This window comes from Marinilabilia rubra, from assembly GCF_003121985.1.
Taxonomy (GTDB): domain Bacteria; phylum Bacteroidota; class Bacteroidia; order Bacteroidales; family Marinilabiliaceae; genus Marinilabilia; species Marinilabilia rubra.
The window spans coordinates 435,724-459,819 of sequence record NZ_QEWP01000001.1 but is presented as its reverse complement, the minus strand read 5'-3'; the positions used below and the strand labels follow the sequence as shown (position 1 = coordinate 459,819).

Sequence of the window (24,096 nt, the reverse complement as noted above, 5' to 3'; positions counted from 1 at the left end):
TCACACTGATTATTTAATTTCAATCATACGAGCAGGTTTTGGTTTAACCTCATCTCGTTTTTGCAATTTAATTTTCAGCAAACCATCCTTGTATGAAGCGTCAATTTTTCCTTCGTCTACTTCATTTTTAGGGATGGCAAATGATCGTGTAAATGAAGAGTAGCAAAATTCACGACGTGTGTAGCCTTCCTCTTCACCCTTTTCTTCGTTCTTTTCTTCTGTCTCAGCAGAGATGGTAAGAACACTATTATTGACCTCAACTTTAAAATCATCTTTCTTCATCCCCGGCGCAGCCACTTCAATAACGTATTCTTCCTCATTCTCCATCACATTTACAGCTGGAGTTGAAATTCTGTTTGGGCGTGCAGCAGGTGCATTGAAGAAATCTCCGCCAAAAAAGTCATCAAAAATATTGGCGATGTCGGGCACTTGGTTGTTAAATCTCCTTACAATTGTCATAACTATATCCTCCGATTTTTTTTGGTTTGATACTTATTGTTTTTTGTTTCTGTCCTAATATCATCAAACCAAATGCCAATACCATAAATCAGTAAATATGACACCCTTAGAAAGCTCTGGGTGTCATTTTGGCGCAAGAAACTACAAGTAGGCGTCATTTTGGCACACCAGGATCAAAGACTATCCATCTAATTCGAGTCCATTCCAGAATATCTCCAGGCTGACAATTCAACTCTTTGCAAATAGCTTCAAAAGTACTGAGTCGAATAACGCGGGCTTTACCAATTCGCAGCTTAAAAGGAATTAAAACAAGGATAACATACAAGTAACATTAAAAAGCGAGCAAAAGGAGATCTTTGACCCCGGAAACATTTTTTATTTCCTCCCAACAATTCCTGTGTGTAAAGGGCCGTTTCAAACGAGAAACGGCCCTTTAATTTTTCATACAAATACCACCATAACCAATCAACCATGCTTAAAAAGTGCTTTTATAATATAGAATGCCAGTTTTGGATTTTCCTTAAGACGGCGGGTTGAATAACCAAACCACTCTTTCCCGAATGGAACATAAACCCGCATTTTATGTCCTCTCTTTACTAAATTAGTACGAAGCTCAGGAGTTACGCCATAGAGCATTTGAAATTCATAATCACTTTCGCCCAAACCGTATTGACCAATTAATTCTTCTGCAATATCAGTCAGATCATGATCATGGGTAGCTATCCCAACATAAATACCCTTTTCAAAAAGAAACTCCAACGAGTCTGCAAACTGCTTATTAATGGCCTTACGGTCTTTTATCGCAATTTCGGGCGATTCCATATAAATCCCTTTACATAAACGAATATTAACCGGTGTGTTGGAACTATGAAAAGCAGCCAGGTATTTCAAATCACCAGGAGTGCGCTTTAAGTATGCCTGAACAACCAGTCCCACATTGGATGGAAACTCCTGAAGCAACCGGTGGTAAAGTTCAATCTCGGCATCCACACAACTGCTGTCTTCCATATCTATTCTGACAAAAGAGTTGTATTGTTTAGCTTTTTCAATAATCTCCCGCACATGAGAATAGCAAGTCTCAAAATTCAACAACAACCCAAAACTAGAGGGCTTCAATGAATAAGTAGCTGAAATGCCCTCTTCCTCGAAACGCTCAATCATTGACAGATAAACAGCCTTTACATCCTTAGCCTGACTTAGCTCCCGAATGTATTCACCCAAATGATCGACTGTAACCCTAATCCCAAGGCCAGCAAGTTTCTTTGATGCCTTTATCGCATCATCAAGAGTTTCACCTGAGATATAACGTTTTGAAAAAAGCCACACGAATTTTTTAGGCAGGAGAGGAAGGACCGATGCAATTAATTTATTGACCATACGTTTTGAAAATAAGACTCGCAAACCCAAAGTTTGAAGTCGTGAAACAAATGATTCAAAGCAAAACTGATCAATTGTCCGATCACTGATTGTGAAGACTTATAAATTAATCAGAGCAAGTCCTTAAAAAACCTTATTTAGACAAACAAAACGGAAAGGACTTACGTAAATATTCCAATTTCAGGTCATAAAAAAAATGACGTATCTCACGATTAAGTTACTGATTGACTTAGTCTGATAAAATTCATATTTTATTATTTGAGGATTTCACAAGTAAGGAAGCAGGGTTAAAATCAAATATGAATAAACATATTTTCACAGGGTTAATAGTTGCCGCAACGTTTTGGTTGTTTTTGGCAAAAACAGGTTATGCACAAGAATGTGACATTTCAGGGAAGGGCAATTTTATGTCTCAAGACAAGCTTTGCGCCCCGGTCACTGCCACCTGGGAGGTAAGGTATCAGGGGGTTAAAGACGGTGGAACCGGCAATGTTAAAATCATCATTGATTGGGGTGACACTTCTCCCCTCGAATCCTTATCTGCCAACAATTATGCGGCCGATGACTGGATGGTTATTGCAAACCACATCTACCCTGAAGATGGCGATCAATGTAACTACCAGACCCGGGCCTGGTTAGAAGTGAATGGAACCCGGTGCACAAGTCAGGTTCAGGAACAACTCGTAACAGTATGGGCTGTTGACGACGAAAACGGAGGAGAGCTAAGCATCAGCCCTGACGTTTTCCCCATATGTATTGGCAACGATGGCTCCGTTCAATTCATCGATGTCAGCCAATGGAATTGCACTCCCCCAATTGAAGAGGACACGCCAAATGACCAGAACCGTTGGACCCAATGGATCTATGGAACAGGTGCCACTTCTATCACTGATGCAACCGTCAATGGCACCAACCATGCATGGCCTTATTCCGGGAGCATTGATTATTACCCTGCTCCGGCAGAAGGCCCCTTACCACCTCCTTCCGAGTCTGAAAACATTTACATTCCTGATTACTACAATGTAGGTGACTTTTTTGAAGTCACCATCCGAAACTGGAATACCTGTAACCCCTACAATGAGGATCCTTCAACACCACCCTCTGATCCAATTAATGGCGATAATCCCCCGGTAACCACCACAGCCATTGCATTGATTGTTGACATCCCGGATGGATCAATAGATCCAGCGGGCCCCTTTTGTGAAACCGATCCCGCTTTTACTCTCACCCCTGCCACATCTGGAGGAACCTGGTCGGGTCCGGGTATAGACCCCTCTACAGGGCTTTTCACCCCTATAGATGCCGGCCCGGGCACGCATACCATCACTTACGATGTTTCCAACAGTTACGGATGCTCGGCGAGTGGCAGCATTGACATTGAAGTCCGGGAAGCCCCGGATATTGATGTATCCCCCGGCACATCCATATATCTTTGTCCCGGACTGGATCTTCAGCTTGACGCCTCCATTGCCAATGGAACGCCTCCGTACACCATTCAATGGACAGGGGACACAGCCCCCCTTAGTGCAACCGACATAGAAGACCCTCAGTTCAATACCTCAACAATAGGCAGTTACAGCTTAACCGCCATTGTTACCGATGCTACCGGCTGTAGCAATCAGGCAGATATTTCCATTGACATAGAGGATGTATCTATTGACTTCACCCCCAATCCTATTGAAGTTTGTGCAGGCACTTCCACCCAGTTATCACCAATCGTTTCCGGAGGATCTACAACCTTTATATCACACAGCTGGACCGGCACAGACACGGACAAGCTTTCAGCGACAGATGTGCCCAATCCTGAATTTTACTCAACAGAAACTGGCACATTTACTTTCACCTATGAAGTAATTGATGACAAAGGATGCTCAGATCAAACAGACATATCCGTAATCGTTAAAGAACAACCGGTTGCCACTGCCGGCCCCGATGATCTGGCATGCTCATTGACCTATCAACTTGACGGCAATGAGGATGGCCAGAGTTCAGGCCAATGGCAGGTTATTTCAGGATCGGGGACTGTTGCCTTTGATGACAGTTCTCTCCCCGGTGCCACAATCACTGCTGACACTTACGGAACATATGAATTATCATGGACCCTGGGACTCAATGGTTGCACCTCATCAGATAATGTTACCATTACCCTGTCAGAAACACCATCTCCCATGTCTGGTGATGATTTTGGAATATGTGGACTAACCACCGAACTGGAAGCCCTTCCAGACTTTTCTGCGGGCCAATGGAGCGTTACCTCAGGGCCCGGAAACAGCAGTTTTTCAGACAGCAGCAACCCCTTAAGCAATGTCACAGTTGATGCTCCCGGCATGTACACATTCACATGGACAGAAACAACAACAAACGGATGTACCGGAACCGCTCAACAAGTGGTGGAATTCTACCCTCAGGCTGAAGCTCAGGTTGATCCATTCAACAATGAAGGTTGCTCTCCAATGGACATTTCATTCAACAACACCTCCATCAATGCTGACACTTACCAGTGGAGTTTTGGAGATGGAAGTGCAAGTAGTTCTGAAAGCCCCAATCATATTTTTGAGGCAAGTGGCATCATTCCGGATACTTTCACGGTGATACTTGATGCCAGAAACAGTTATGGGTGTAATGACAAAGAACAATACGAAGTTATTGCCAACCCCATTCCATCAGCTATATTTAATGCTTCGGAGCTTGCAGGGTGTTCTCCTTTAGAAATTTCGTTTACCAATAACTCCACCGAAGCAACTACCTACAGCTGGAGTTTTGGAGACGGCAGCACCGAATCCATTGAAGAAAATCCAACACACACATTTCTTAATTCTGAAAATTTCGTTCAGTCTTTCCTCACGGAGCTGACCGCAGAAAACGGCTACGGATGTACCGATCAACACTCAGCCTATATATCAGTTTATCCTGTAAGAAATATTGAATTGACAGCAACTCCTGAAGAAGGATGCGCGCCTCTGGCAACAGAATTAAACACCCAATCGGGAGCAAAGGACTACACCTGGAATTTCGGAGATGGACAAACCGAAGCAGGCACCTATCAAGCATCCCATATTTATGAGAACAGCACCAATCAGGATGTTTCATATGAAGTAAAGGTTACCGGCACATCTTCCTTTGGCTGCATCGAAGAAGCATCTGCTACAATTCTGGTTCATCCCACACCGAAAACAAGCTTCGAGGCGACCCCAATGGAACAACAGATGCCTGAACGAACCGTCTCTGTGACCAACAACACTCCCGGCTCATGGAACTACGACTGGAATTTTGGTGACGGCACAACGTCAACTGAAATGGCACCGGCCCCACATCTGTATGAAGCTTCCGGAGATTACGAAATAGTACTGCGGGCTTACAGTTCTTTCTGTGAATCCACCGATTCTAAAATCACTTCTATACTTCCCATGGTTCCGGCCATAGATTACGGTCAGGATGAAAGTGGCTGTCCACCGCTAATGGTGTCATTTTACAACAACACATTGGATGCCACTTCCTACCTATGGGAATTTGGTGACGGACAAGTATCACAGGAAGCCGAGCCCACACATACTTATCGGGTTCCCGGCACCTACACCGTTACCCTTACAGCATATGGCCCGGGAGGAACACTGTCTGCCGACGATGTTACCATTGAGGTATTTGAAACTCCTGTCGCCCTTTTCGAACCCGTTCCTAAAGTAGTTTATATTCCCAACGACGGCGTAACCTTCTTAAACAGATCACAGGGAGCAACCATGTGGCATTGGCTCTTTGGAGATGGCAATTCATCCTCAGAGTTTTCTCCAACGCACACCTACCAGGATGTAGGAAGCTATGATGTTACACTTAATGTGGAAAATGAAAAAGGATGCACAGATGAAAGAACCATTCCGGATGCAGTGAAAGCCGAGCAGGGAGGTGAGATTGATTTCCCTAATGCTTTTACGCCCAACAAAAGCGGGCCCTCGGGAGGGAACTACGACTACGGAGAACGAAACAACCATGTTTTTTATCCATTTGTACAAAAAGGAATAGTAGAATACAAGCTTCAAATCTATTCACGCTGGGGCGAGTTGGTCTTTGAAAGCAACGATATCCATCAGGGATGGGATGGCTATTTTCGGAAAGATCTATGCCCCCAGGGGGTATACATCTGGAGGGTTACCGCCACGTACAGCGACGGAAGAAGAATTGAAGAAGCAGGAGACGTAACACTGCTGCGATAATTAAGCAATTAATGCCAAGGGCTAAACAAGAAGAGCATTAATGATAAAACAATTAAAAAAATACATCATCCTGGGGATAATTCTATCCTTTTTCGGAATTTCAGTAAGGGGGCAGGACGTGCACTTTTCGCAATTTTACGCCTCCCCTCTCTACCTGAGTCCCTCTTTGGCAGGTGCCACAGATGGAGGCAGACTGGTAATGAATTACCGCAACCAATGGCCGGGCATTGAAGATGCCTTCTCCACCTATGCAGTATCATTTGACAATTATTTCAACTCATTCAACAGTGGCCTTGGGATAATGCTGATACAGGACAAAGCAGGTTCAGCAGGTTTAACAACCACCCAAGCAGCTCTTCAATATTCATACAACATCCAACTTACTGAGAATTGGCAGGTAGTGCCGGCAATTCAATTTGCGTACGGCAACCGCTCCATAGACTTCAGTAAGCTCCGGTTTGCAGATGAAGAAATAGGGGGGGGAGCTTCCGGCTCATGGGATCAACTCACCAATGAACAAGCAGAGTACGTGGACTTTGCTTCTTCCATTCTTTTTTATAGTCCGGCAATGTGGATAGGATTTACAGCCGATCACCTTGCCACGCCCAACTACTCCTTCCTTGGCGAACGAATGCAGCTGCCGCGAAAGTATGTCTTTTATGGTGGTGTTAATTTATGGACCGAAAAACGACGGAGAATAAAAGGCGACCGCTCTTTTGCAGGAAGCTTCAGGATTCAGCATCAACAAGAATTCAACCAGGCTGACATTGGGGCTTACTGGTTTAACGACCCGCTTGAAATTGGGGTATGGTATCGTGGATTACCCATCTTCAATAATGAAGTGGAGAACAAGATCAATCAGGATGCAATCATTATTTCATTGTCTTATCGCCATGGCCCCATTCGTTTTGGGTACAGCTACGACATTACCATCAGCGGACTTGGATGGAATTCAGCCGGAGCTCATGAACTAAGTCTTATATACGAATTCAATCAGAATTTCAAGCTCCGCAACCGTGGTCGCCGCCCGGCGGTGCCATGTCAGGGCTATTCCAACCCATTGCTTGACCAGGATAACCAGAGTAAATATAGAAAAAAAAGAAAAAGAATTTTTTAACATAAAACCACGCATAAACCACAGTAAATACAGAATTAATTCAGGAATTTTTTTATATTTGTTAGAGGGGGAAAATTCTTATAAAACCCCACTGTTGAAGGTCACCAGACCTTCGCAGTTCGTCTTTTCAATGTATTGATTGTCGAACCAAAAAAATAATAATTCTATGAATTTTTCACTTCCTCAATTACCTTATGCACTTGATGCCCTGGAGCCCGGCATTTCAAAGAAAACACTGGAATTCCACTATGGAAAGCATCATCAGGCATATGTTAACAATCTCAACAACCTGGTACCAGGTACCAAGTTCGAGAATGCAGATTTAGAAACCATCATCAAAGAAGCAGATGGTGGGATTTACAACAACGGAGCTCAGGTATGGAACCATACCTTCTACTTTTCCTCTTTTTCACCTAAGGGAGGCAATGCTCCGACTGGTCCTCTGGCGCAAGCCATTGATGAGGCTTTTGGCTCTTTCGATAAATTTAAAGAGGAGTTTTCAACAGCTGCAAAAACTCTTTTTGGATCGGGATGGGCCTGGCTGGTAAAAAACAGCGACGGCAAACTTGAAATCATCAAGGAAAGCAACGCCGGAAATCCATTGCGTAACGGAATGACCCCCATTCTCACATGCGATGTATGGGAGCATGCTTATTATCTGGATTATCAAAACAAACGGCCCGATTACATTGAGAGTTTCTGGAAATGTGTTGATTGGGACATCGTCGGCAAGCGATTCTAGAAACCAAAATCCTCATTATCCGGTCTCCACATCAGACCGGGTAATGAATTTCAGTCAAATTCCCTTTTTTCTGTTTTTAACAACTAAACAAATGACCAATTTAAAAGATCTGGTACGGCGAAATCGAAGTTACCGCCGCTTTTATCAGGAAGTCACCATTCCTGAATACATTTTAGAAGGTTTAGTTGATTTGGCCCGATTGTCCCCTTCGGCACGAAATGCTCAAACCTTGAAGTACTTTATTTCTTGTGACCCGGAAACAAATGAAAAGATTTTCCCTCATCTGGCATGGGCCGGATACATAAAAGACTGGGATGGTCCGGCACCGGGTGAAAGACCTTCGGCATACATAGTCATACTTAATGACACAAAGATTTCAGACAATTATTTCTGTGACGACGGAATTGCTATCCAAAGTATTCTGCTGGGGGCGGTAGAACAAGGTTTTGGTGGGTGTATTATTGGGTCTGTCGACAGACTAAAGCTCCAAAAAAAACTAAGCATTCCTGATCACCTAAAGATTGTTGAAGTAATTGCCCTCGGGAAACCAAGAGAGCAAGTGGTTCTGGAAGATGTGAAGAATGAGGATGTTAAATATTGGAGGGACGACGCAGAGACACATCACGTTCCCAAAAGATCTCTCGATGAAATTATTATAAAATGCTCTTGTTAAAAGCAAAAACCCCGTTAAAGAAAGAATCCTTAACGGGGTCTTTTATACTATCTATCTCGCGACTAAGTGGCTAATTCAACATCCATCGCCACATCTTCTCCCTTGTCGTTATTTACAATCCGGAACCGTACCTGATCTCCCGGTTCAAGGTCGTAAAAATCACAGCCAACAACAGCTTCATAGTGAAAAAATAAATTCTCAGGGGGATATTTTATAAATCCATACCCCGATTTCACAGAAAGAATGGTACTTACTTTAAAGTCCTCATTGTCTTCTTCGGAATAGGATCCTTTCACTTCACTCCCGTTTCCCTTTGAGGAAATCTCTTTATTAACAAACAACTTCTCCACCAATAGCGTCTCTTCAGGAGTTGGCTCATTAATTATTTCTTCCATATAAACAGGATAAGTCACCACTTTCAAGAGATCCTGAGAAGTACGGGTAACCCTGTGGTTACCAAAATCATCCTGGTAATCAAAGTCCCATGATAAAAGCATAATCCTGGTTCCCAGCGAATTCAACTTACGTGCTAAAGGCACATAATCACTATCCGAGGCAATCAGTACAATAACATCAAAGCTTTTATGAAAGGCCAGCTCAAATGCTTCCAGAGCAAGCAACACGTCAATGCTTTTATCGAAACGCTGTGTACCCCCGTTATTTTTCAGAGGCAAATAGTGGGTTGTAATACCTTCAGACATTAGAATATCATCAAATACCCGGTCATAGTATAAGAGATTTCCTTTCTGACTGGCTTCCGCGGCCCCCGGCCGGCTCCTGAAATAGTGAGCATCCACTATCTGACAGTGAGGAAAACCACTTGGCCCATACTCAACATCAGCTATTTTATTCCGGATAAAGTCATGAAGTCCCGATATGCTAATACGGCTGTGACGCTCATGGACATAATTATAATAGTTACTTACATGAAAAAAGTAATTTCCATCATAAAAAACACCTACCCTAATCAATTCTTTGTTTTTTTCAATTTGCATTCTCAGTTTGTCTTTTTAAATATTCTCTATCTCTATTCTTTATTTCTAATAACGTGCATCCTTGTCCGGGAAGAGTTGAGGCAATAGCTATCCAAAAACAGAGATTAGGGAGGGGGAGTTCTCTATTCAAATACAATCTCTTTGAAAAGATCTAAAACAAAATAATCTGAAAACATTTTGTTCTTCAGATCAGAGTGTTGCAGGAAGGTTAAAATAACAAAATTCTAATAGTCTGACAGGAAGAGTTTCAGGTATTGAGAAAAAACATTTATCTTCAAATAATGTTCTGCAAAATTCGGAAGAATGGATTCAAAAGTAAAAAAAATATACCAGTATTTTTTATTTTCTGTATTTAACTGAACACCAGAATGTGAAAAACAAGCTGGAAAACCTTTAATGCACAACGCAAAACGCCAACAAAAAAAATGAGAAAAGCATCTTTTCTTAACCTATTTCCCCCGAATCAGATGAACGGCACCTTTTTTAGAATAAGACTCGCCTTCATTGTAACCTTGGGCTGAAATATTGTAAAAATAAACCCCGGGTGCACCAATTTTACCGCCTACTTTTCCATCCCATCCCCGCTCGGGATCACTACTTTCGAAAACCTTGCGCCCCCAACGGCTATAGACTACCATATTAAAATTTTTTATGGACTTATAGGCTACTCTGAACTCATCATTAACCCCATCTCCATTTGGGGTAAACACATTTGGCACTTCAAGCTCCGATTCTCGAACCACAACAATAAAAGGTTCACTGAGGTCTTCACATAACGATTGACGGTTTACAACCCTCAAAGTTACGCTATCGGTGCCAGCTTCTGAAAATACAAAAAGCGGGTTTTGCTGAACAGATTGACCCGCATCGCCAAAGGTCCATTGCCAGGCACTTACCTTTCCTGATGATTGGTCTAAGAATCGAATTTCTATTGGAGCGGAACCTTCTGTTTCAGAATGCCTCTCATGCTGAATAGTATCTTTCAAATTTTCGACCTCAAACTCTGCTTTAACGGCTATGGCAGAATAATCAATTGATCCCTCTGCTGTATTGCCAAAACGATCCGCCACAGTGACACCATAAGATACATTTTCATAGGGTGCATCAAAAGAAACGGGGTTGCCTATATGCTGCTCATCCCCGGCAGGAGTGGTTTTCCAGGAATAAGTCAGATTATAGTCCACAGTTCCTTCGGTTCCATCCAGCGGATCGTAATAAACCAACGGAACACGGTCTACAGATGCCTCCAAATCAACTCCATAGCAATCATCATAAACAACCTGAAGAGAAACACTCCGAATAGCCTGTGAATTATATACCCAACACCTTTCCTCAGTCTCCCTGCCACCATCCTGTACAACAACCCTGTACCCTCCGGGCGACAACACTGTCAATTGAGCACTGGATTCAGTCAAAGGATTGCTCCAGCTGTTGTTTTCCTCATCATAACGATACCAACTATAAACCGCTCCTGCAGATGCATTTTCATGCCTGATAGTCATGGTTGAAGTGGAAGGAAAGCAAAAAACCACATCATTTTCCACCGTGGAAGCATAATCAGTTTCCACAATATAGGCACCATCAGCGGACAGCTGCGCACTTACTGAAAAGGGCACAAAAACACAAAAAAGTAAAAAAGTAAAAAGCTTATGCATATTGATCATTGAAAACGAATTCTTAACAAAATACTCCTTAATTAGAAGTGTCTGTCCATAAAGCCCCATTTGCTGCGTTACACTTGCCCCCAAAATGCTCATTTACATGAGTAAAATCGCTTTTGGGGCCTTCGCTCCCGAAGCCTCGGGATTGCAACTGGAACCTTCTGACCAGAAACATGACTCCTCAGTTTCAAAGCCGATTTTATAGACCGGCACAAATTAGATGACAATTATTGCATCAGAACTACGAAATTACAATAAATTAACGTATTTGGTGATCAGAAAATTGTTAATCCCTTATAAAAACAAATCCTGCAGGTGCATTTCACTTACCATCGCACAGGATTTCTTATCTTTGACCCATATCAATCGATCATCAGATTTCAGGAGACAGGGAACTTGCATGGATGCCGGCAATAATATCAACTTGGCGACAATCAAATCCCTGGGGCTTTAACATCTGATTAATAAAAAATCTGGCAGCCAATACATATAAAACAACTTGTTCACCAATGACAAACAAATATTTAAAAGCCGTCAAATCTTATTTTTTAATCCTTCTTATCGGATTACTCTCATCTCAGTGCTCCCGGAATGATGCCGGAAAATCAACATCAGGAGAACAGGAGTCTGCGAACCTGGACCAAAAAAAAGATTACTCCGATTGGAAAAACGATAAATTGACCTTGTTTGTGCACTTTGGCGCTTACTCCCAGCTTGAAGGCCAATGGCAAGGCAGATTGACTGATGGCCCGGCTGAAGACATTTGGGCCAATTCAGGTATCTTTCTCAATCAGTACGAACGAATGGTAAGAGAGTTTGATCCCCAAAAATGGGATGCTCAAAATATCATCAATATCGCCCGGGACACGGGGTATAAAACCATTATTTTCACTGCCAAACATCACGATGGATTTTGCTTGTTCGGTACAAAAACTACAAAATTCAACTCGGTTGATTTCACCCCTTTAAATGCAGACTTAATTGCAGAAATGGCTAGTGCCTGCGAAAAAGCCAATATGAACTTTGGCATAAGCTTCTCGCTAACAGACTGGCATTTACCGGTAGCCTTCCCAATGACTGACAAGCAGAACAATCCGGTATCACCGGAACATCACCAAACCAACCTTGCCCAACTGGAGGAACTGATGTCCAATTACGGACCCATTTCAGAGGTATACTTTCATTCCGGAATCAATACAACCAAACAAAGCCGTGAGCTTAAAAAACTCATCAAAGAAAAGCAACCGGAATGTCTCATCAGCAATGGAATTGGCAATGATCTTGGAGATTTCATCGCCACCGAATTTAACCAAAGCCACGAACATTCACTCTCCGTTCCATGGATAAAAAGATCATCTGCCTTTAAAAACACACTCTCCTTCCACAAGCAGACTGACAATCAGGATGCATTAAGTATTGCAAGGAAAAAAGTCCGTGAGATGGTTCAGGTAATCTCCGAAGGGGGAAATTTTGCGTTTAACCTTGGACCAAAAGCTGATGGCTCCTTTTCTGAAACCGAAGAGGAAATAATAAAGCATATGGGACGCTGGATAAAGGTAAATCGCGAAGCCATTTTCGGAACCAGGCAAAATCCACTTCATCGTTCAAACCCAAACTGGCATCTTACATTTAAAAACAACAAACTCTATGTTTTTGTGCTAAGGGTTCCAACAAACAAAGCCATCCGGCTATCCGGTTTTGAAAACAAAATTGAGTCGGTTCAGTTTTTGGGTAGTGGCATTGAACCTGATTTCAGACAAATGGGGCAAACCCATATTATTGAGTGGACCTCACCCGCCATGGCAGACCCAATGCAACTGCCTGTCCTGGAAATTTCTTTTGAAAACCCTGTTAGTGAATTAACAGAAAGTCCAATTTCCGTTTCATCGGCTGATACGATTATTCTGGATATCGATAACGCCATCAAACATCGCAGCATTTCAGGAATGGACAAAAGCACAAATATTCCCTCAATTGTTGGCCTCAAATGGAATGTTATTTCAGATGAAAACCTTCGGGGAAAACTGCACTTCAACCCGCAATCTCAGGGAAAAGAATTGACATTAAAAACTGCAACCGACACCATAAAACTCAAATTAAACGGGAAACCGGAAAAGCTAATCCGCTCTGAGAATGACACCATTGAAACCGGGAAGATATTTCAGACACCACCCTTTTACGGCTGTCTTAAGAAAGTTCATATTAATCCCAATGGCAACAACCGGCTTCAAATGTCTAACTCTCCGTGGATGGGCATAAACCCTGACAAGAAAGATCCATTTTTACCGTTGCCGCTAAATGCAAAATACTATTATCTGGAAATTGAATCTGAAAACGCCCAGAAATTTTGTTACGAAATAAGGGCAAATGACGGTTTGCAAGTCTGGCTTAACAAAAAGCAGATAATTTTAACAGTCAATTCAAGGCCCGGGGAACCCATGGCAAGAGAATTGATTCTTGACCTGAAAAAAGGGAAAAACATCCTTCTCGTAAAAAATTACAACAGGCTAGGTAATCAAAACTATTTTAAACTTAGCCCCAAACCTGATGCAATGTGGATGACACAGTCGGTTTCCATACCTGCCGATGCAGAGTTCATTGAACTGGATAAGGGCACAGACGAACTCAGGCATGAGGATATTGGCCTGACTGATTTTTCGATCACATTGACATCAAAAAATTAAAGAATCCCTATATTCGATGTCTCGAAAACCGGAATTTTTTGTGGAAAATTACTTAGAACAATTAAACGAAGCTCAAAAAGAAGCTGTTCTCAACACGGACGGCCCATCCCTGGTGATAGCGGGAGCAGGATCCGGCAAAACCCGTGTTCTGACATACAGAATTGCCCATCTTCTGAGGCAAGGTGTAGCTCCCTGGTCTATCCTGGCACTTACATTCACCAACAAAGCCGCCAGGGAAATGAAAGAAAGAATTGGCCAAATAGTAGGACAGGAAGTGGCCTCCAAGCTATGGATGGGAACCTTTCACTCTGTTTTTGCCAAAATCCTGAGGGTAGAAGCAGAACATGCTGGTTTTCCAAGCAGTTTCACAATATACGACACAACCGATTCCAAAAGCCTTGTCAACAGCATTCTCAAAAACATGAAACTGAACAAGGAGAAAGCATATAAAACAGGAACTGTATTAGGACGTATCTCAGCAGCCAAAAATGATCTGATCATTCCGCCTGTTTATGCGCGAGATGCACAGCGTACAACTGCCGATGCTGCATCCAGAATCCCCAGGATGCCGGAAATATATCAAAAGTACATGAGTGAATGCAAAAAGGCCGGAGCCATGGACTTTGATGATTTGCTCTTAAATACCAATCTGCTTTTTCGAGATCATCCGGATGTTCTGGCTAAATACCAGGAACGTTTTAAATATATTCTGGTAGATGAGTACCAGGATACAAACTTTTCTCAATATCTCATTACCCGAAAGCTTGCGGAAAAATACAAAAACATTTGTGTTGTAGGAGACGATGCCCAAAGCATTTACAGCTTCAGAGGCGCTAAAATTGAAAACATACTCAACTTCCGCAATGATTATCAAGGCTATAAACTGTTTAAGCTGGAACAAAATTACCGCTCCACCCGGACGATTGTCAACGCAGCAAACAGCATCATTGCCCGAAATGACAAACAAATACAAAAAACCGTTTTTTCACAAAAAGACGAAGGTCAAAAAATCAACATGATACAGGCCCACTCTGATGTGGATGAAGGTTTTATTGTCATTAATGACATTAACGAAACCCGTCTGCGTCATCAATGTCAGTATAAAGATTTTGCGATCCTGTATCGCACCAATGCCCAGTCAAGGATTTTTGAGGAAGCACTGCGTAAAAAGAATATACCTTATAAAATATATGGAGGTCTCTCCTTCTACCAGAGGAAAGAAATCAAAGACCTCCTGGCGTATCTCCGGGTAACCATCAACCCGAAAGATTCCGAAGCGCTAAAAAGAATCATCAATTATCCGGCCAGAGGCATTGGCAAAACCACGATGGAAAAACTGGAGGCCATTGCCAGTCAACACGATGTGAGTTTATGGGAGGTGATCACCAATCCCGGATTGCCCAATGCCGGGTTTAATTCGGGGATTCTTAAAAAATTGAGCAGTTTCTCCACTTTAATTGGTGGATTTATCAGTCAGGTGCCAAACATGTCAGCATTTGACATTACCAATGAAATTGCCACTCAAAGTGGGATATTAAAAGAGCTTCACACAGACAAATCTCACGAAAGTCAAACAAGACTTGAAAACCTGGAGGAGCTGTTCAATGCCATCAGAGAGTTTTCGGATGAACGCCAGGAAGGCGGAGAGGACAATGGGCTGGTGGACTTTCTGGAAGAAGTATCCCTTTTAACCGATCAGGATAACGATTCCTCTGACGACATCAATAAAGTAACACTGATGACTATCCATGCTGCAAAAGGACTGGAATTCAAGAATGTTTACATCGTCGGGGTTGAAGAAGGGCTATTCCCATCCGGAATGGCCTCCACCACTGAACCCGGATTGGAAGAAGAACGGCGTTTATTTTATGTTGCCCTTACCAGAGCCGAGGAGAGAGCAACACTAACCTGCTCAAGGAGTCGATATAAATTCGGAGAATTAACATTTGCCCGTCCCAGCCGCTTTTTAGGAGAGATCGATCAACAATACTTAAACATCCCGGAAGAAAGCCAAAGCTTTGCCAAACCCAAACCCGGAATGCCGGGAATGGGAAAAACAACCAGGCGAAAATTCAATCTGGAAGACGAAACACCGGAAAAGAAAAAAGTTAATTTCTCCGGAAAAGTATTGCAGAACAACAGACCTGAACCAAAATTCAACAGCCGGGATTTGGCTGCTCCAAATCAAATCCAACCAGGCGTGATGGTTGAGCACGAACGCTTCGGCCACGGCAAGGTACTTCATTTAGAGGGAAATGCCCCAAACATTAAAGCAACCGTATTTTTTAAAAATGCAGGACAGAAACAATTATTACTTAAATTTGCCAAACTTAAAATAATCTCTTAAATTTGCAATACAATTAGGCTTCAAAGGATTACAACTTTTTTTTACAGCTTTACTTACCAGTAAGCGTTTTGTCCCTCGAAATTTTATCCTGATAAATGCAAATTATTTAAACCGAAAACCGATATTTGCAGGTCTCAAAATGCCATGACCCTTTGGCCCCGGATAATTTTTTTTTATCACCAGGGACCCACAAAATACTAAAAACCACATTACCCTCCGGAAATAATAGTTTCGGAAAATTTCGATTAACTAAACACAAAATCCCTTAGGCAAATCAATACAGGGAATCAAAAGAAAGTCAAACATTTCTTATAAAAATGGATTACAATTCGAACAGAAAGAAATTGGTATTACCTGAGTATGGCCGCCATATTCAGAAAATGGTAGATCATGCCTGTACCATAGAAGACAAAGATGAAAGGACCCGCTTTGCACGGGCCATCATCGGGGTTATGGGAAATCTTTTCCCGCATTTGCGCGATGTAAGCGACTTCAAGCACAAATTATGGGATCACTTAGCCATAATGGCAGATTTCAAACTGGATATTGATTATCCTTACGATCCACCGGCACCGGAGAACTTTCAGGCCAAACCGGATCCCATTCACTACAATCAGGGAAACATGACCTTCAAACATTACGGCAGGCTTGTAGAACAAATGATCAAAGAAGCTTCTGAAATGGAAGAAGGGCCGTTAAAGCGTCACCTCATCATGCTGATTGGAAACCACATGAAAAAGTCTCTTTCCAACTGGAATAAAGACAATGCTAACGATGACCGCATCCTGAATGACATTGAGCGCTTATCTAAGGGAAAAATCAAGATTGAAGGCCAACCAAAGATTTCTGATTTTCGGGAAGTGCAGAGTAACACCAACCACAACAGGCCTCGAAAAAAATTCATTCGCAAAAGCAATTAGTAGCTGACCCCCAATTCATTCTCCGAAATATGAACAGTTTTGAAGTGCAAGGTGGACAACCCCTGAAAGGTGAGATCACACCTCAAGGTGCAAAAAATGAAGCATTGCAGGTGATTTGTGCCACCCTTCTCAGCAAAGACGAGATTACTATTGATAATTTGCCAGACATACTGGATGTCAACAACCTCATCGACCTGTTAAAAGATCTTGGAGTTCAAATAAATCGTCAATCGTCTCAAACATGTAGCTTCAAAGCTGAAATAATTAAACCGGATTACCTCAAAACGAAAGAATTCAGAACCCGGGCTTCCTCATTGAGAGGTTCCATAATGATCATGGGGCCCTTGCTTGCGCGTTTTGGCAAAGCATTTTTCCCAAAACCCGGAGGTGACAAAATAGGCCGTCGCAGGATGGACACTCATTTCTTTGGTTTTGAGAAGCTGGGTGCCACATTTGATTTTGATTCGGAAGAAATCTTTTACACCGTTCATGCAGGACACCTGAAAGGGGCTAACATGTTGCTCGATGAAGCCTCTGTTACAGGAACCGCAAATATCATAATGGCTGCTGTTCTGGCACCTGGAACCACGACTATTTACAATGCGGCTTGCGAACCATACATTCAGCAATTATGTCGCATGCTTGTTTCCATGGGAGCTAAAATAATTGGTATAGGTTCCAATTTGCTTACCATAGAAGGCGTCAAAGATCTTAACGGTTGCACCCACAGAATTCTGCCGGATATGATAGAAATTGGCAGTTTTATTGGCTTGGCAGCCATGACTGGCAGCGAAATAACCATTAAAGATGCCGCTACCGATCACTTGGGAATAATACCACTGGCTTTCCGCCGAATGGGCATAAATATGCACATAAGTAAAGACGAAATTTACATTCCCCCAAAACAAAAATATGCCATAGAAACCTTCATTGACGGGTCTATCATGACTATTGCCGATGCCCCCTGGCCGGGACTTACCCCGGATTTATTGAGTGTATTTCTGGTAGTAGCCACCCAGGCAAATGGCAGTGTGCTTATCCACCAAAAAATGTTTGAAAGCCGCCTCTTTTTTGTTGATAAACTAATAGACATGGGGGCCAGAATAATACTTTGCGATCCTCACCGGGCAACCGTTATAGGACTCAATCAGGAAACACCTCTGAGAGGCAGTGTAATGACATCTCCGGATATCAGAGCCGGGGTGGCTCTGTTAATTGCGGCACTTTCAGCAAAAGGAAAAAGTATCATCCACAATATTGAGCAAATTGACCGTGGATATGAGAAAATTGATGAAAGATTAAGCCGTTTAGGAGCAAGAATAAAACGCATTTAAAGAATAAGTTCTTTATTAATCACCTTCTTTTTTCTTTTTTTACGGTCTTTTAACCACGACCCAAAAGACTGTTTTAATGCGACTTAGATATCAAAAGCACATAAATTAACATTTTTTCTCAAAACTCCAAGAAAACAGCCTTCCTTTTTTCCTGTTTTACAGCATAGCTTTGTAGTCAAATTAAACCCACTGGTCACTCAATATTGTTTGTTCATCGAAAAACTTTGATCAGTCCAAAATAATTGTTGAAACTTTGTGCTATAGCAACAAAGGGAAAGACTATGCTTATGAGGAACAAGTTACTATTAATTACCATTTTAGCTGGATTTGTATTCCTTTCCTTTATTAATGGTTCTCCGGAACCAAGAGATGGATTACAAGTAGGGAATAAGATTCCTTCCATAAACCAGCCTTTACTTGATGGCACCGCTTTCACAACAGACAGCCTCAAGGGGAAAATGGTCCTGCTGGACTTTTGGGCATCCTACGATGCTCCGTCCAGAGTTGAGAGTTCCGCTAAAAAGGAACTCATCAGGAAATACAACAATCACAAATTTCTAAATGGAAAAGATTTTGTCATTGTCAGTATTTCACTTGACAGATTTAAATCTCCCTTAATGCAGGTTATTAAGAGGGATCAACTAAATGAGATGTATCACATCTGCAATTTTAAAGGTCGTAATTCTGAAATTGCAAAGAAATTTCAAACAACTGAAGACATGACCAATTATCTGGTTGATGGCCATGGCAGAATTGTTTCAGTTTCAAAGAACATGGAAAAAATAGACGAAACATTGGCAAGACTGCAACAGTAACTGCTTAAATAATACCATACTGCGCAACAAAGACAGCTTAAAAGTCAGAGACTTTTTGCTGTCTTTGTCATTTTTACAGGTTACACATGTGCCAAAATGACCCTGTTTTTAATATGGCAAAGAAATTGCATACCTTTGTGCGCCAAATAATAAAAAAACGAAACGAAATATGAGCAGAAAAAAAGTGACTGAAGAGCAAAAGAAAGCCTCTGAAGCTCAAGATACTGTTGAAAACAAGGAGAAACAAAAGGAAGAGCAGGTAAAAGAGGAAGCAGCGGAAATTTCTGAAGAGGAAGATCAGTGCAAAGAAGCTAAAGAAGATGTTGAAGACGAAAAAACGCTTTTAAAACGTCAGCTGGAAGACCTGAACGACAAACACCTGCGTCTCATAGCTGAGTATGATAATTTTCGCAAACGTACTCTGCGTGAGAAAATGGAACTTTCAAAGAATGCCGGAGAAAGCATCCTGCTCAACGTTCTGCCTGTAATTGATGACTTCGACCGGGCAAGATCTCACCTTGGAGCTGCAAGTGATCTGGATGCGGTAAAGGAAGGCATTGACCTTATTCATAATAAATTCCAGGAATTCCTAAAGCAACAAGGAGTTTCAGAAATAGAAACTGAAGAACAGGAATTTGACAGTGAAGTACATGAAGCTGTCACCAAAATCCCTGCCCCTTCCGACGACCTGAAAGGAAAAATCATTGACTGCATTCAAAAAGGCTATAAACTGAACGACAAAGTAATCCGATACCCCAAAGTTGTCGTAGGAGAATAAAATCAAAACTTAATCATGTCAAAAAGAGACTATTACGAAGTACTGGAGGTTTCAAAAAGTGCAAGTGCGGCCGAGATCAAAAAAGCCTATCGCAAAAAGGCTTTGAAATTTCACCCGGATAAGAACCCGGGTGACAAAGAGGCAGAAGACAAATTTAAAGAAGCAGCTGAAGCGTACGAAGTACTGAGCGACCCCGAAAAGAAACAACGTTACGACCAATTCGGACATGCCGGTGTAGGCGGAGCATCATCCGGAGGCTTCGGTGGCGGAGGAATGAGTATGGATGACATATTCTCTCACTTTGGCGACATCTTTGGTGGCGGATTTGGTGGTTTCGGCGGCTTTGGTGGTTTTGGCGGCAACTCCCGGGGTGGCGGCCAAAGAGTCAACAAGGGCTCAAATCTGCGGGTTAAAGTCAAATTGACATTGAACGAAATAGCCAATGGCGTTGAAAAGAAAATAAAAGTAAAGAAATACGTTTCGTGTGATGAATGCAGTGGTACAGGTGCAGACAACGGAACCGCCTATAGCAATTGCTCAACCTGTGGTGGCACAGGACAGGTTACCCGTGTAGCCAATACCATTCTGGGGCAGATGCAAACCCGCTCATCTTGTCCCTCTTGTAACGGTGAAGGAAAAACCATTACCAAAAAGTGTGCGCACTGTAATGGCGATGGGGTTCAGCGCAAAGAGGAAGTGGTGAGCATCAACATCCCTGCGGGAGTTGAAGAGGGCATGCAGCTTTCTGTTTCAGGCAAAGGAAATGCCCCTCGTCGTGGCGGAATCAATGGCGACTTGCTGGTACTAATTCAGGAAGAAAAACATCCCGAGCTAATAAGGGATGGAAGCGATTTGATATACAATCTCCAATTGGGTATTCCCGATGCTGTACTTGGCACTCCGGCAGAAATCCCAACGGTTGAAGGAAAAGTAAAAGTTAAAATCGATGCAGGCACTCAACCCGGAAAAATTCTCAGACTGCGTGGAAAAGGACTTCCGGAAGTCAACAGTTACCACAAAGGGGATCTTTTAGTCAGAGTAATGGTATGGATCCCGTCAGATGTATCTAAAGAAGAGAAAAAGACTCTGGAAAAAATGAAAGAGTCTGAATCTTTCAAGCCTAAAGCCAACCAGGAAGAAGGTGGTTTTTTCAGTAAGATGAAAGATATCTTTTAGCATAAAAAGACCCCTCTTTTCCGAGACGAATACATAAAATATATTTTCCTAAAAACGGGGACCAAAAAGGTTCCCGTTTTTTTTATATCTTTTGCCTTCTAAAACAGAGAACCAAATGAATATCCAACAACTGGAATATATTGTTGCACTTGATGATCACCGTCATTTTGTGGATGCCGCTGAAAGTTGCCACATTACCCAGCCAACACTGACCATGCAGATAAAAAAGCTGGAGGAAGAAATTGATGTCAAGATTTTCAACAGAGGCAAAAAGCCCATTGAACCTACGCCGGCAGGGGAAGAGGTAATAATGCGGGCCAGACAGATTCTAAGGGAAGTTTATGAACTTCACAATTTTGTCTCCATCGAAAAAAAGAGCATTGAAGGAGAGTTTCGTCTTGGCATCATCCCAACGCTTGCGCCCTATCTCATTCCCAGATTTCTGCCTCAGTTTATCCAGGAAAATCCAAGCACACATCTTCGTATTGAGGAGTTAGAGTCTGAACAGCTACTGAAAGCGTTGCACCACGACCGGATAGACATTGGCCTGATGGTAACGCCGACAGACGAAAAACAAATAAAAGAAGTTCCTCTTTTTTACGAACCATTTCTCTTCTATGCGCCTTATGATCATCCATTCATGCACAATAAATTTATTGAAGACAAACTCCTGGATCCGGCCAAAGTATTGGTTCTGACCGAAGGGCATTGTTTCCGCAACCAGACTCTGGACATTTGTGGCAAAGAAAATCAGACCAATAATGCGTTTGGTTTTTTTTACGAAAGTGGCAGCATTGAAGCTCTTAAATCGATGGTAAGAAAAGGCATTGGCTACACACTTGTTCCTGAGCTTTCAGTCGATTCCATGACAGACAGTCCATTTGTTCGCCGGTTTGCAGAACCTGAACCTGTAAGAGAGGTAAGCATTGTTGTTCATCAAAACTTCAGCCGACAATTGCTCATCGAACAAATAAAAAATGCCATTCTTGACAACATCCCTAATAACATCAACAAAACCAAGAACATAAAGAAGATCAAATGGAGATAATTTACAATTCGAAGAAAAAAATACTTGCATATTAAAAAATCATTGCCTAAACTTGCATAATCAAAACATAACAAAAGTCATGAACAAGACAGTTTGCAATATTTGGTGGTGGCGTCATTCTTTCCTTCCTCATTCGGGGTGAAGGCGACGGCCTCATGCACTATTGTAAACAGACAATATCATCAAAAAGGCTTGCCGAACCCCGGCAAGCCTTTTTTTTATGCTTTTAAACAAGAAACAAACGAACAAATACAGACCTGACTATGAAGACACAAAAATTACATCTTTCCTGCAACAGGATTCCCGCCCATGTCGGCGATGTTGTTACGCCTGTTAGTATCTACCTGAAGTTGAGAGATCTTTTCCCCAATACAATCCTTCTTGAAAGCTCGGACTACCATGGTGGCAACAATTCGTTGTCGTTTATTTGCTTTAACCCAATGGCCGATTTCATTGTTGAAAAAGAAGAGGTCAAATGCCGCTATCCGGATGGCAGTACCTCCCGATCATCGCTTCCCGATGAAAAATCAGTGCCGGCCCTGATGCAGGAATTTATCAACAGTTTTGAGATCCCTGAAGAAGATCAAAAAAACTGCTCTGTTCCAGCCTCGGGGCTTTACGGTTACACTGCCTATGATGCCGTCCGATACTTCGAAGACCTAAATCTTGACATTGATTACAACGCTCCCCATTCCATCCCCGATATTCGCTACCATCTCTACAAGTCAGTTATAGCCTTCAACCATTTTACAAATCAACTTTATCTTGTTGAGCACCTTCTCCCCGGAGAAGAATCCAATCTTCAAAACACACTTGAGATTTTAAAAAACAGGGCTGTGCCTTCATTTACCTTTAACCCGGTAGATGAAGAAAAGTCGCCAATAACCGGAGATACCTACAAGGAAATGGTTACCAAAGGCAAACAGCACTGCTACAGAGGAGATGTATTTCAGATTGTGCTTTCGAGACAATTCTCTCAGTCCTTCAAAGGTGATGAATTTAACGTATACCGGGCTTTGCGTCATATAAACCCATCTCCTTATCTGTTTTACTTCGACTATGGAAATTACCGGTTAATGGGCTCCTCACCCGAAAGCCAGTTGGTAATTGAAAAAGGAGTTGCTACAATCAATCCTATTGCAGGTACATTCCGCCGAACAGGGGATGACCTCAAAGACATGAAGCTCGCTGAAGAACTTGGTAAAGACCCAAAAGAAAACGCGGAACATGTTATGCTGGTAGACCTGGCCCGCAACGACCTTGGCCGCAACTGCAGAGAAGTTGAAGTAAAAACCTATAAGGAAGTTCAATACTATAGTCACGTGTTGCATCTGGTTTCAGAAGTAATTGGAAAATTAAGAAACCCGAATGATGTCGCCCGTGTCATGGCCGACACATTTCCGGCAGGAACTCTTTCAGGAGCTCCAAAATACAAAGCCATGCAACTCATTGACAAATATGAATCCCACATCCGCGGGTATTATGGTGGTTGCATCGGAAAACTGGGCCTAGACGGATCATTCAACCAGGCAATTATGATTCGTTCTTTCCTGAGTAAAGACAACACTTTATTCTATCAGGCAGGGGCCGGAGTTGTTTCGGAATCGGTGGAAGAAAAAGAGCTACAGGAAGTAAACAACAAACTTGGTGCATTGAAAAAAGCCATCGAAATGGCCGCTGAGTTTTAAGTCAGGTCAAAGCAGACAATAGCCAAGTAGAGAAAACAGAAAATCACAAAGAACAAAAGACACTGAGTCTTTGC

The 24,096-nt window shown here is 42.3% G+C and carries 18 protein-coding genes; 13 read left to right on the top strand and 5 right to left on the bottom strand.

Annotation, left to right across the window (positions count from 1 at the left end):
* Nucleotides 1–9 precede the first annotated feature (9 nt).
* The 3 genes from DDZ16_RS01880 to DDZ16_RS01870 all read right to left on the bottom strand — a co-directional run bounded on the left by DDZ16_RS01880 (nucleotide 10) and on the right by DDZ16_RS01870 (nucleotide 1,836).
* A complete protein-coding gene (locus DDZ16_RS01880; protein ID WP_109262714.1) occupies nucleotides 10–459 on the bottom strand; it encodes an Hsp20/alpha crystallin family protein in 450 nt (149 codons plus the stop codon).
* A 154-nt stretch (nucleotides 460–613) separates the two neighbouring features.
* Nucleotides 614–784, bottom strand: a complete 171-nt coding sequence (locus tag DDZ16_RS01875) for a helix-turn-helix domain-containing protein (RefSeq protein ID WP_109262713.1) — start codon at nucleotides 782–784, stop codon at nucleotides 614–616.
* A gap of 140 nt (nucleotides 785–924) precedes the next feature.
* Nucleotides 925–1,836 carry a proline dehydrogenase family protein gene (locus DDZ16_RS01870; RefSeq protein WP_109262712.1) on the bottom strand — a complete coding sequence of 304 codons (912 nt, stop codon included), beginning with the start codon at nucleotides 1,834–1,836 and terminating at the stop codon, nucleotides 925–927.
* 299 nt (nucleotides 1,837–2,135) lie between these two features.
* Between DDZ16_RS01870 and DDZ16_RS01865 the strand changes: the two genes are divergently transcribed.
* The 4 genes from DDZ16_RS01865 to DDZ16_RS01850 all read left to right on the top strand — a co-directional run bounded on the left by DDZ16_RS01865 (nucleotide 2,136) and on the right by DDZ16_RS01850 (nucleotide 8,576).
* The gene (locus tag DDZ16_RS01865; protein WP_109262711.1) at nucleotides 2,136–6,044 is read left to right on the top strand and encodes a PKD domain-containing protein; all 3,909 of its coding nucleotides are present in this window, start codon (nucleotides 2,136–2,138) and stop codon (nucleotides 6,042–6,044) included.
* Nucleotides 6,045–6,084: 40 nt separating this feature from the next.
* Nucleotides 6,085–7,161, top strand: a complete 1,077-nt coding sequence (locus DDZ16_RS01860; protein ID WP_109262710.1) for a PorP/SprF family type IX secretion system membrane protein — start codon at nucleotides 6,085–6,087, stop codon at nucleotides 7,159–7,161.
* A 166-nt stretch (nucleotides 7,162–7,327) separates the two neighbouring features.
* Nucleotides 7,328–7,903 (top strand): superoxide dismutase, encoded by a 576-nt coding sequence (locus DDZ16_RS01855; protein WP_109262709.1) that lies wholly within the window; start codon nucleotides 7,328–7,330, stop codon nucleotides 7,901–7,903.
* A 91-nt stretch (nucleotides 7,904–7,994) separates the two neighbouring features.
* Nucleotides 7,995–8,576: a nitroreductase family protein gene (locus DDZ16_RS01850; protein ID WP_109262920.1), complete on the top strand. Its 582-nt coding sequence runs from the start codon at nucleotides 7,995–7,997 to the stop codon at nucleotides 8,574–8,576.
* A 62-nt stretch (nucleotides 8,577–8,638) separates the two neighbouring features.
* Here DDZ16_RS01850 and DDZ16_RS01845 read toward each other — a convergent pair whose 3' ends face one another.
* Entirely contained in the window at nucleotides 8,639–9,571 is a 933-nt protein-coding gene (locus tag DDZ16_RS01845; protein ID WP_109262708.1) for an NYN domain-containing protein, read from the bottom strand.
* Between the two features lie 449 nt (nucleotides 9,572–10,020).
* Nucleotides 10,021–11,328 (bottom strand): T9SS type B sorting domain-containing protein, encoded by a 1,308-nt coding sequence (locus DDZ16_RS01840; protein ID WP_232526526.1) that lies wholly within the window; start codon nucleotides 11,326–11,328, stop codon nucleotides 10,021–10,023.
* 413 nt (nucleotides 11,329–11,741) lie between these two features.
* On the opposite strand from DDZ16_RS01840, the gene DDZ16_RS01835 reads away from it, so the two are divergent.
* The 9 genes from DDZ16_RS01835 to DDZ16_RS01795 all read left to right on the top strand — a co-directional run bounded on the left by DDZ16_RS01835 (nucleotide 11,742) and on the right by DDZ16_RS01795 (nucleotide 24,022).
* Nucleotides 11,742–13,916, top strand: a complete 2,175-nt coding sequence (locus DDZ16_RS01835; RefSeq protein WP_109262707.1) for an alpha-L-fucosidase — start codon at nucleotides 11,742–11,744, stop codon at nucleotides 13,914–13,916.
* 40 nt (nucleotides 13,917–13,956) lie between these two features.
* A complete protein-coding gene (locus DDZ16_RS01830) occupies nucleotides 13,957–16,263 on the top strand; it encodes an ATP-dependent helicase (RefSeq protein ID WP_109262918.1) in 2,307 nt (768 codons plus the stop codon).
* A gap of 317 nt (nucleotides 16,264–16,580) precedes the next feature.
* The gene (locus DDZ16_RS01825) at nucleotides 16,581–17,183 is read left to right on the top strand and encodes a DUF4290 domain-containing protein (protein WP_109262706.1); all 603 of its coding nucleotides are present in this window, start codon (nucleotides 16,581–16,583) and stop codon (nucleotides 17,181–17,183) included.
* A 29-nt stretch (nucleotides 17,184–17,212) separates the two neighbouring features.
* Nucleotides 17,213–18,517: a UDP-N-acetylglucosamine 1-carboxyvinyltransferase gene (gene murA / locus DDZ16_RS01820; protein WP_109262705.1), complete on the top strand. Its 1,305-nt coding sequence runs from the start codon at nucleotides 17,213–17,215 to the stop codon at nucleotides 18,515–18,517.
* Between the two features lie 287 nt (nucleotides 18,518–18,804).
* A complete protein-coding gene (locus DDZ16_RS01815) occupies nucleotides 18,805–19,332 on the top strand; it encodes a TlpA family protein disulfide reductase (RefSeq protein ID WP_109262917.1) in 528 nt (175 codons plus the stop codon).
* Nucleotides 19,333–19,501: 169 nt separating this feature from the next.
* Nucleotides 19,502–20,110 carry a nucleotide exchange factor GrpE gene (locus tag DDZ16_RS01810; protein WP_109262704.1) on the top strand — a complete coding sequence of 203 codons (609 nt, stop codon included), beginning with the start codon at nucleotides 19,502–19,504 and terminating at the stop codon, nucleotides 20,108–20,110.
* Between the two features lie 15 nt (nucleotides 20,111–20,125).
* Nucleotides 20,126–21,286, top strand: a complete 1,161-nt coding sequence (gene dnaJ / locus DDZ16_RS01805; RefSeq protein ID WP_109262703.1) for a molecular chaperone DnaJ — start codon at nucleotides 20,126–20,128, stop codon at nucleotides 21,284–21,286.
* A gap of 115 nt (nucleotides 21,287–21,401) precedes the next feature.
* Nucleotides 21,402–22,334 (top strand): hydrogen peroxide-inducible genes activator, encoded by a 933-nt coding sequence (locus tag DDZ16_RS01800; protein ID WP_109262702.1) that lies wholly within the window; start codon nucleotides 21,402–21,404, stop codon nucleotides 22,332–22,334.
* Nucleotides 22,335–22,597: 263 nt separating this feature from the next.
* Nucleotides 22,598–24,022 (top strand): anthranilate synthase component I family protein, encoded by a 1,425-nt coding sequence (locus DDZ16_RS01795; RefSeq protein WP_109262701.1) that lies wholly within the window; start codon nucleotides 22,598–22,600, stop codon nucleotides 24,020–24,022.
* The last annotated feature ends 74 nt before the right edge of the window (nucleotides 24,023–24,096 follow it).

Excerpts from the sequence above, each read along its gene's own strand:
- DDZ16_RS01795 (WP_109262701.1), top strand. The coding sequence starts at position 22,598 with ATGAAGACACAAAAATTACATCTTTCCTGCAACAGGATTCCCGCCCAT.
- DDZ16_RS01810 (WP_109262704.1), top strand. The coding sequence starts at position 19,502 with ATGAGCAGAAAAAAAGTGACTGAAGAGCAAAAGAAAGCCTCTGAAGCT.
- DDZ16_RS01880 (WP_109262714.1), bottom strand. The coding sequence starts at position 459 with ATGACAATTGTAAGGAGATTTAACAACCAAGTGCCCGACATCGCCAAT.
- murA (WP_109262705.1), top strand. The coding sequence starts at position 17,213 with ATGAACAGTTTTGAAGTGCAAGGTGGACAACCCCTGAAAGGTGAGATC.
- DDZ16_RS01845 (WP_109262708.1), bottom strand. The coding sequence starts at position 9,571 with ATGCAAATTGAAAAAAACAAAGAATTGATTAGGGTAGGTGTTTTTTAT.
- DDZ16_RS01850 (WP_109262920.1), top strand. The coding sequence starts at position 7,995 with ATGACCAATTTAAAAGATCTGGTACGGCGAAATCGAAGTTACCGCCGC.
- dnaJ (WP_109262703.1), top strand. The coding sequence starts at position 20,126 with ATGTCAAAAAGAGACTATTACGAAGTACTGGAGGTTTCAAAAAGTGCA.
- DDZ16_RS01870 (WP_109262712.1), bottom strand. The coding sequence starts at position 1,836 with ATGGTCAATAAATTAATTGCATCGGTCCTTCCTCTCCTGCCTAAAAAA.
- DDZ16_RS01840 (WP_232526526.1), bottom strand. The coding sequence starts at position 11,328 with ATGAGCATTTTGGGGGCAAGTGTAACGCAGCAAATGGGGCTTTATGGA.
- DDZ16_RS01835 (WP_109262707.1), top strand. The coding sequence starts at position 11,742 with ATGACAAACAAATATTTAAAAGCCGTCAAATCTTATTTTTTAATCCTT.
- DDZ16_RS01825 (WP_109262706.1), top strand. The coding sequence starts at position 16,581 with ATGGATTACAATTCGAACAGAAAGAAATTGGTATTACCTGAGTATGGC.
- DDZ16_RS01860 (WP_109262710.1), top strand. The coding sequence starts at position 6,085 with ATGATAAAACAATTAAAAAAATACATCATCCTGGGGATAATTCTATCC.
- DDZ16_RS01800 (WP_109262702.1), top strand. The coding sequence starts at position 21,402 with ATGAATATCCAACAACTGGAATATATTGTTGCACTTGATGATCACCGT.
- DDZ16_RS01865 (WP_109262711.1), top strand. The coding sequence starts at position 2,136 with ATGAATAAACATATTTTCACAGGGTTAATAGTTGCCGCAACGTTTTGG.
- DDZ16_RS01815 (WP_109262917.1), top strand. The coding sequence starts at position 18,805 with ATGAGGAACAAGTTACTATTAATTACCATTTTAGCTGGATTTGTATTC.
- DDZ16_RS01855 (WP_109262709.1), top strand. The coding sequence starts at position 7,328 with ATGAATTTTTCACTTCCTCAATTACCTTATGCACTTGATGCCCTGGAG.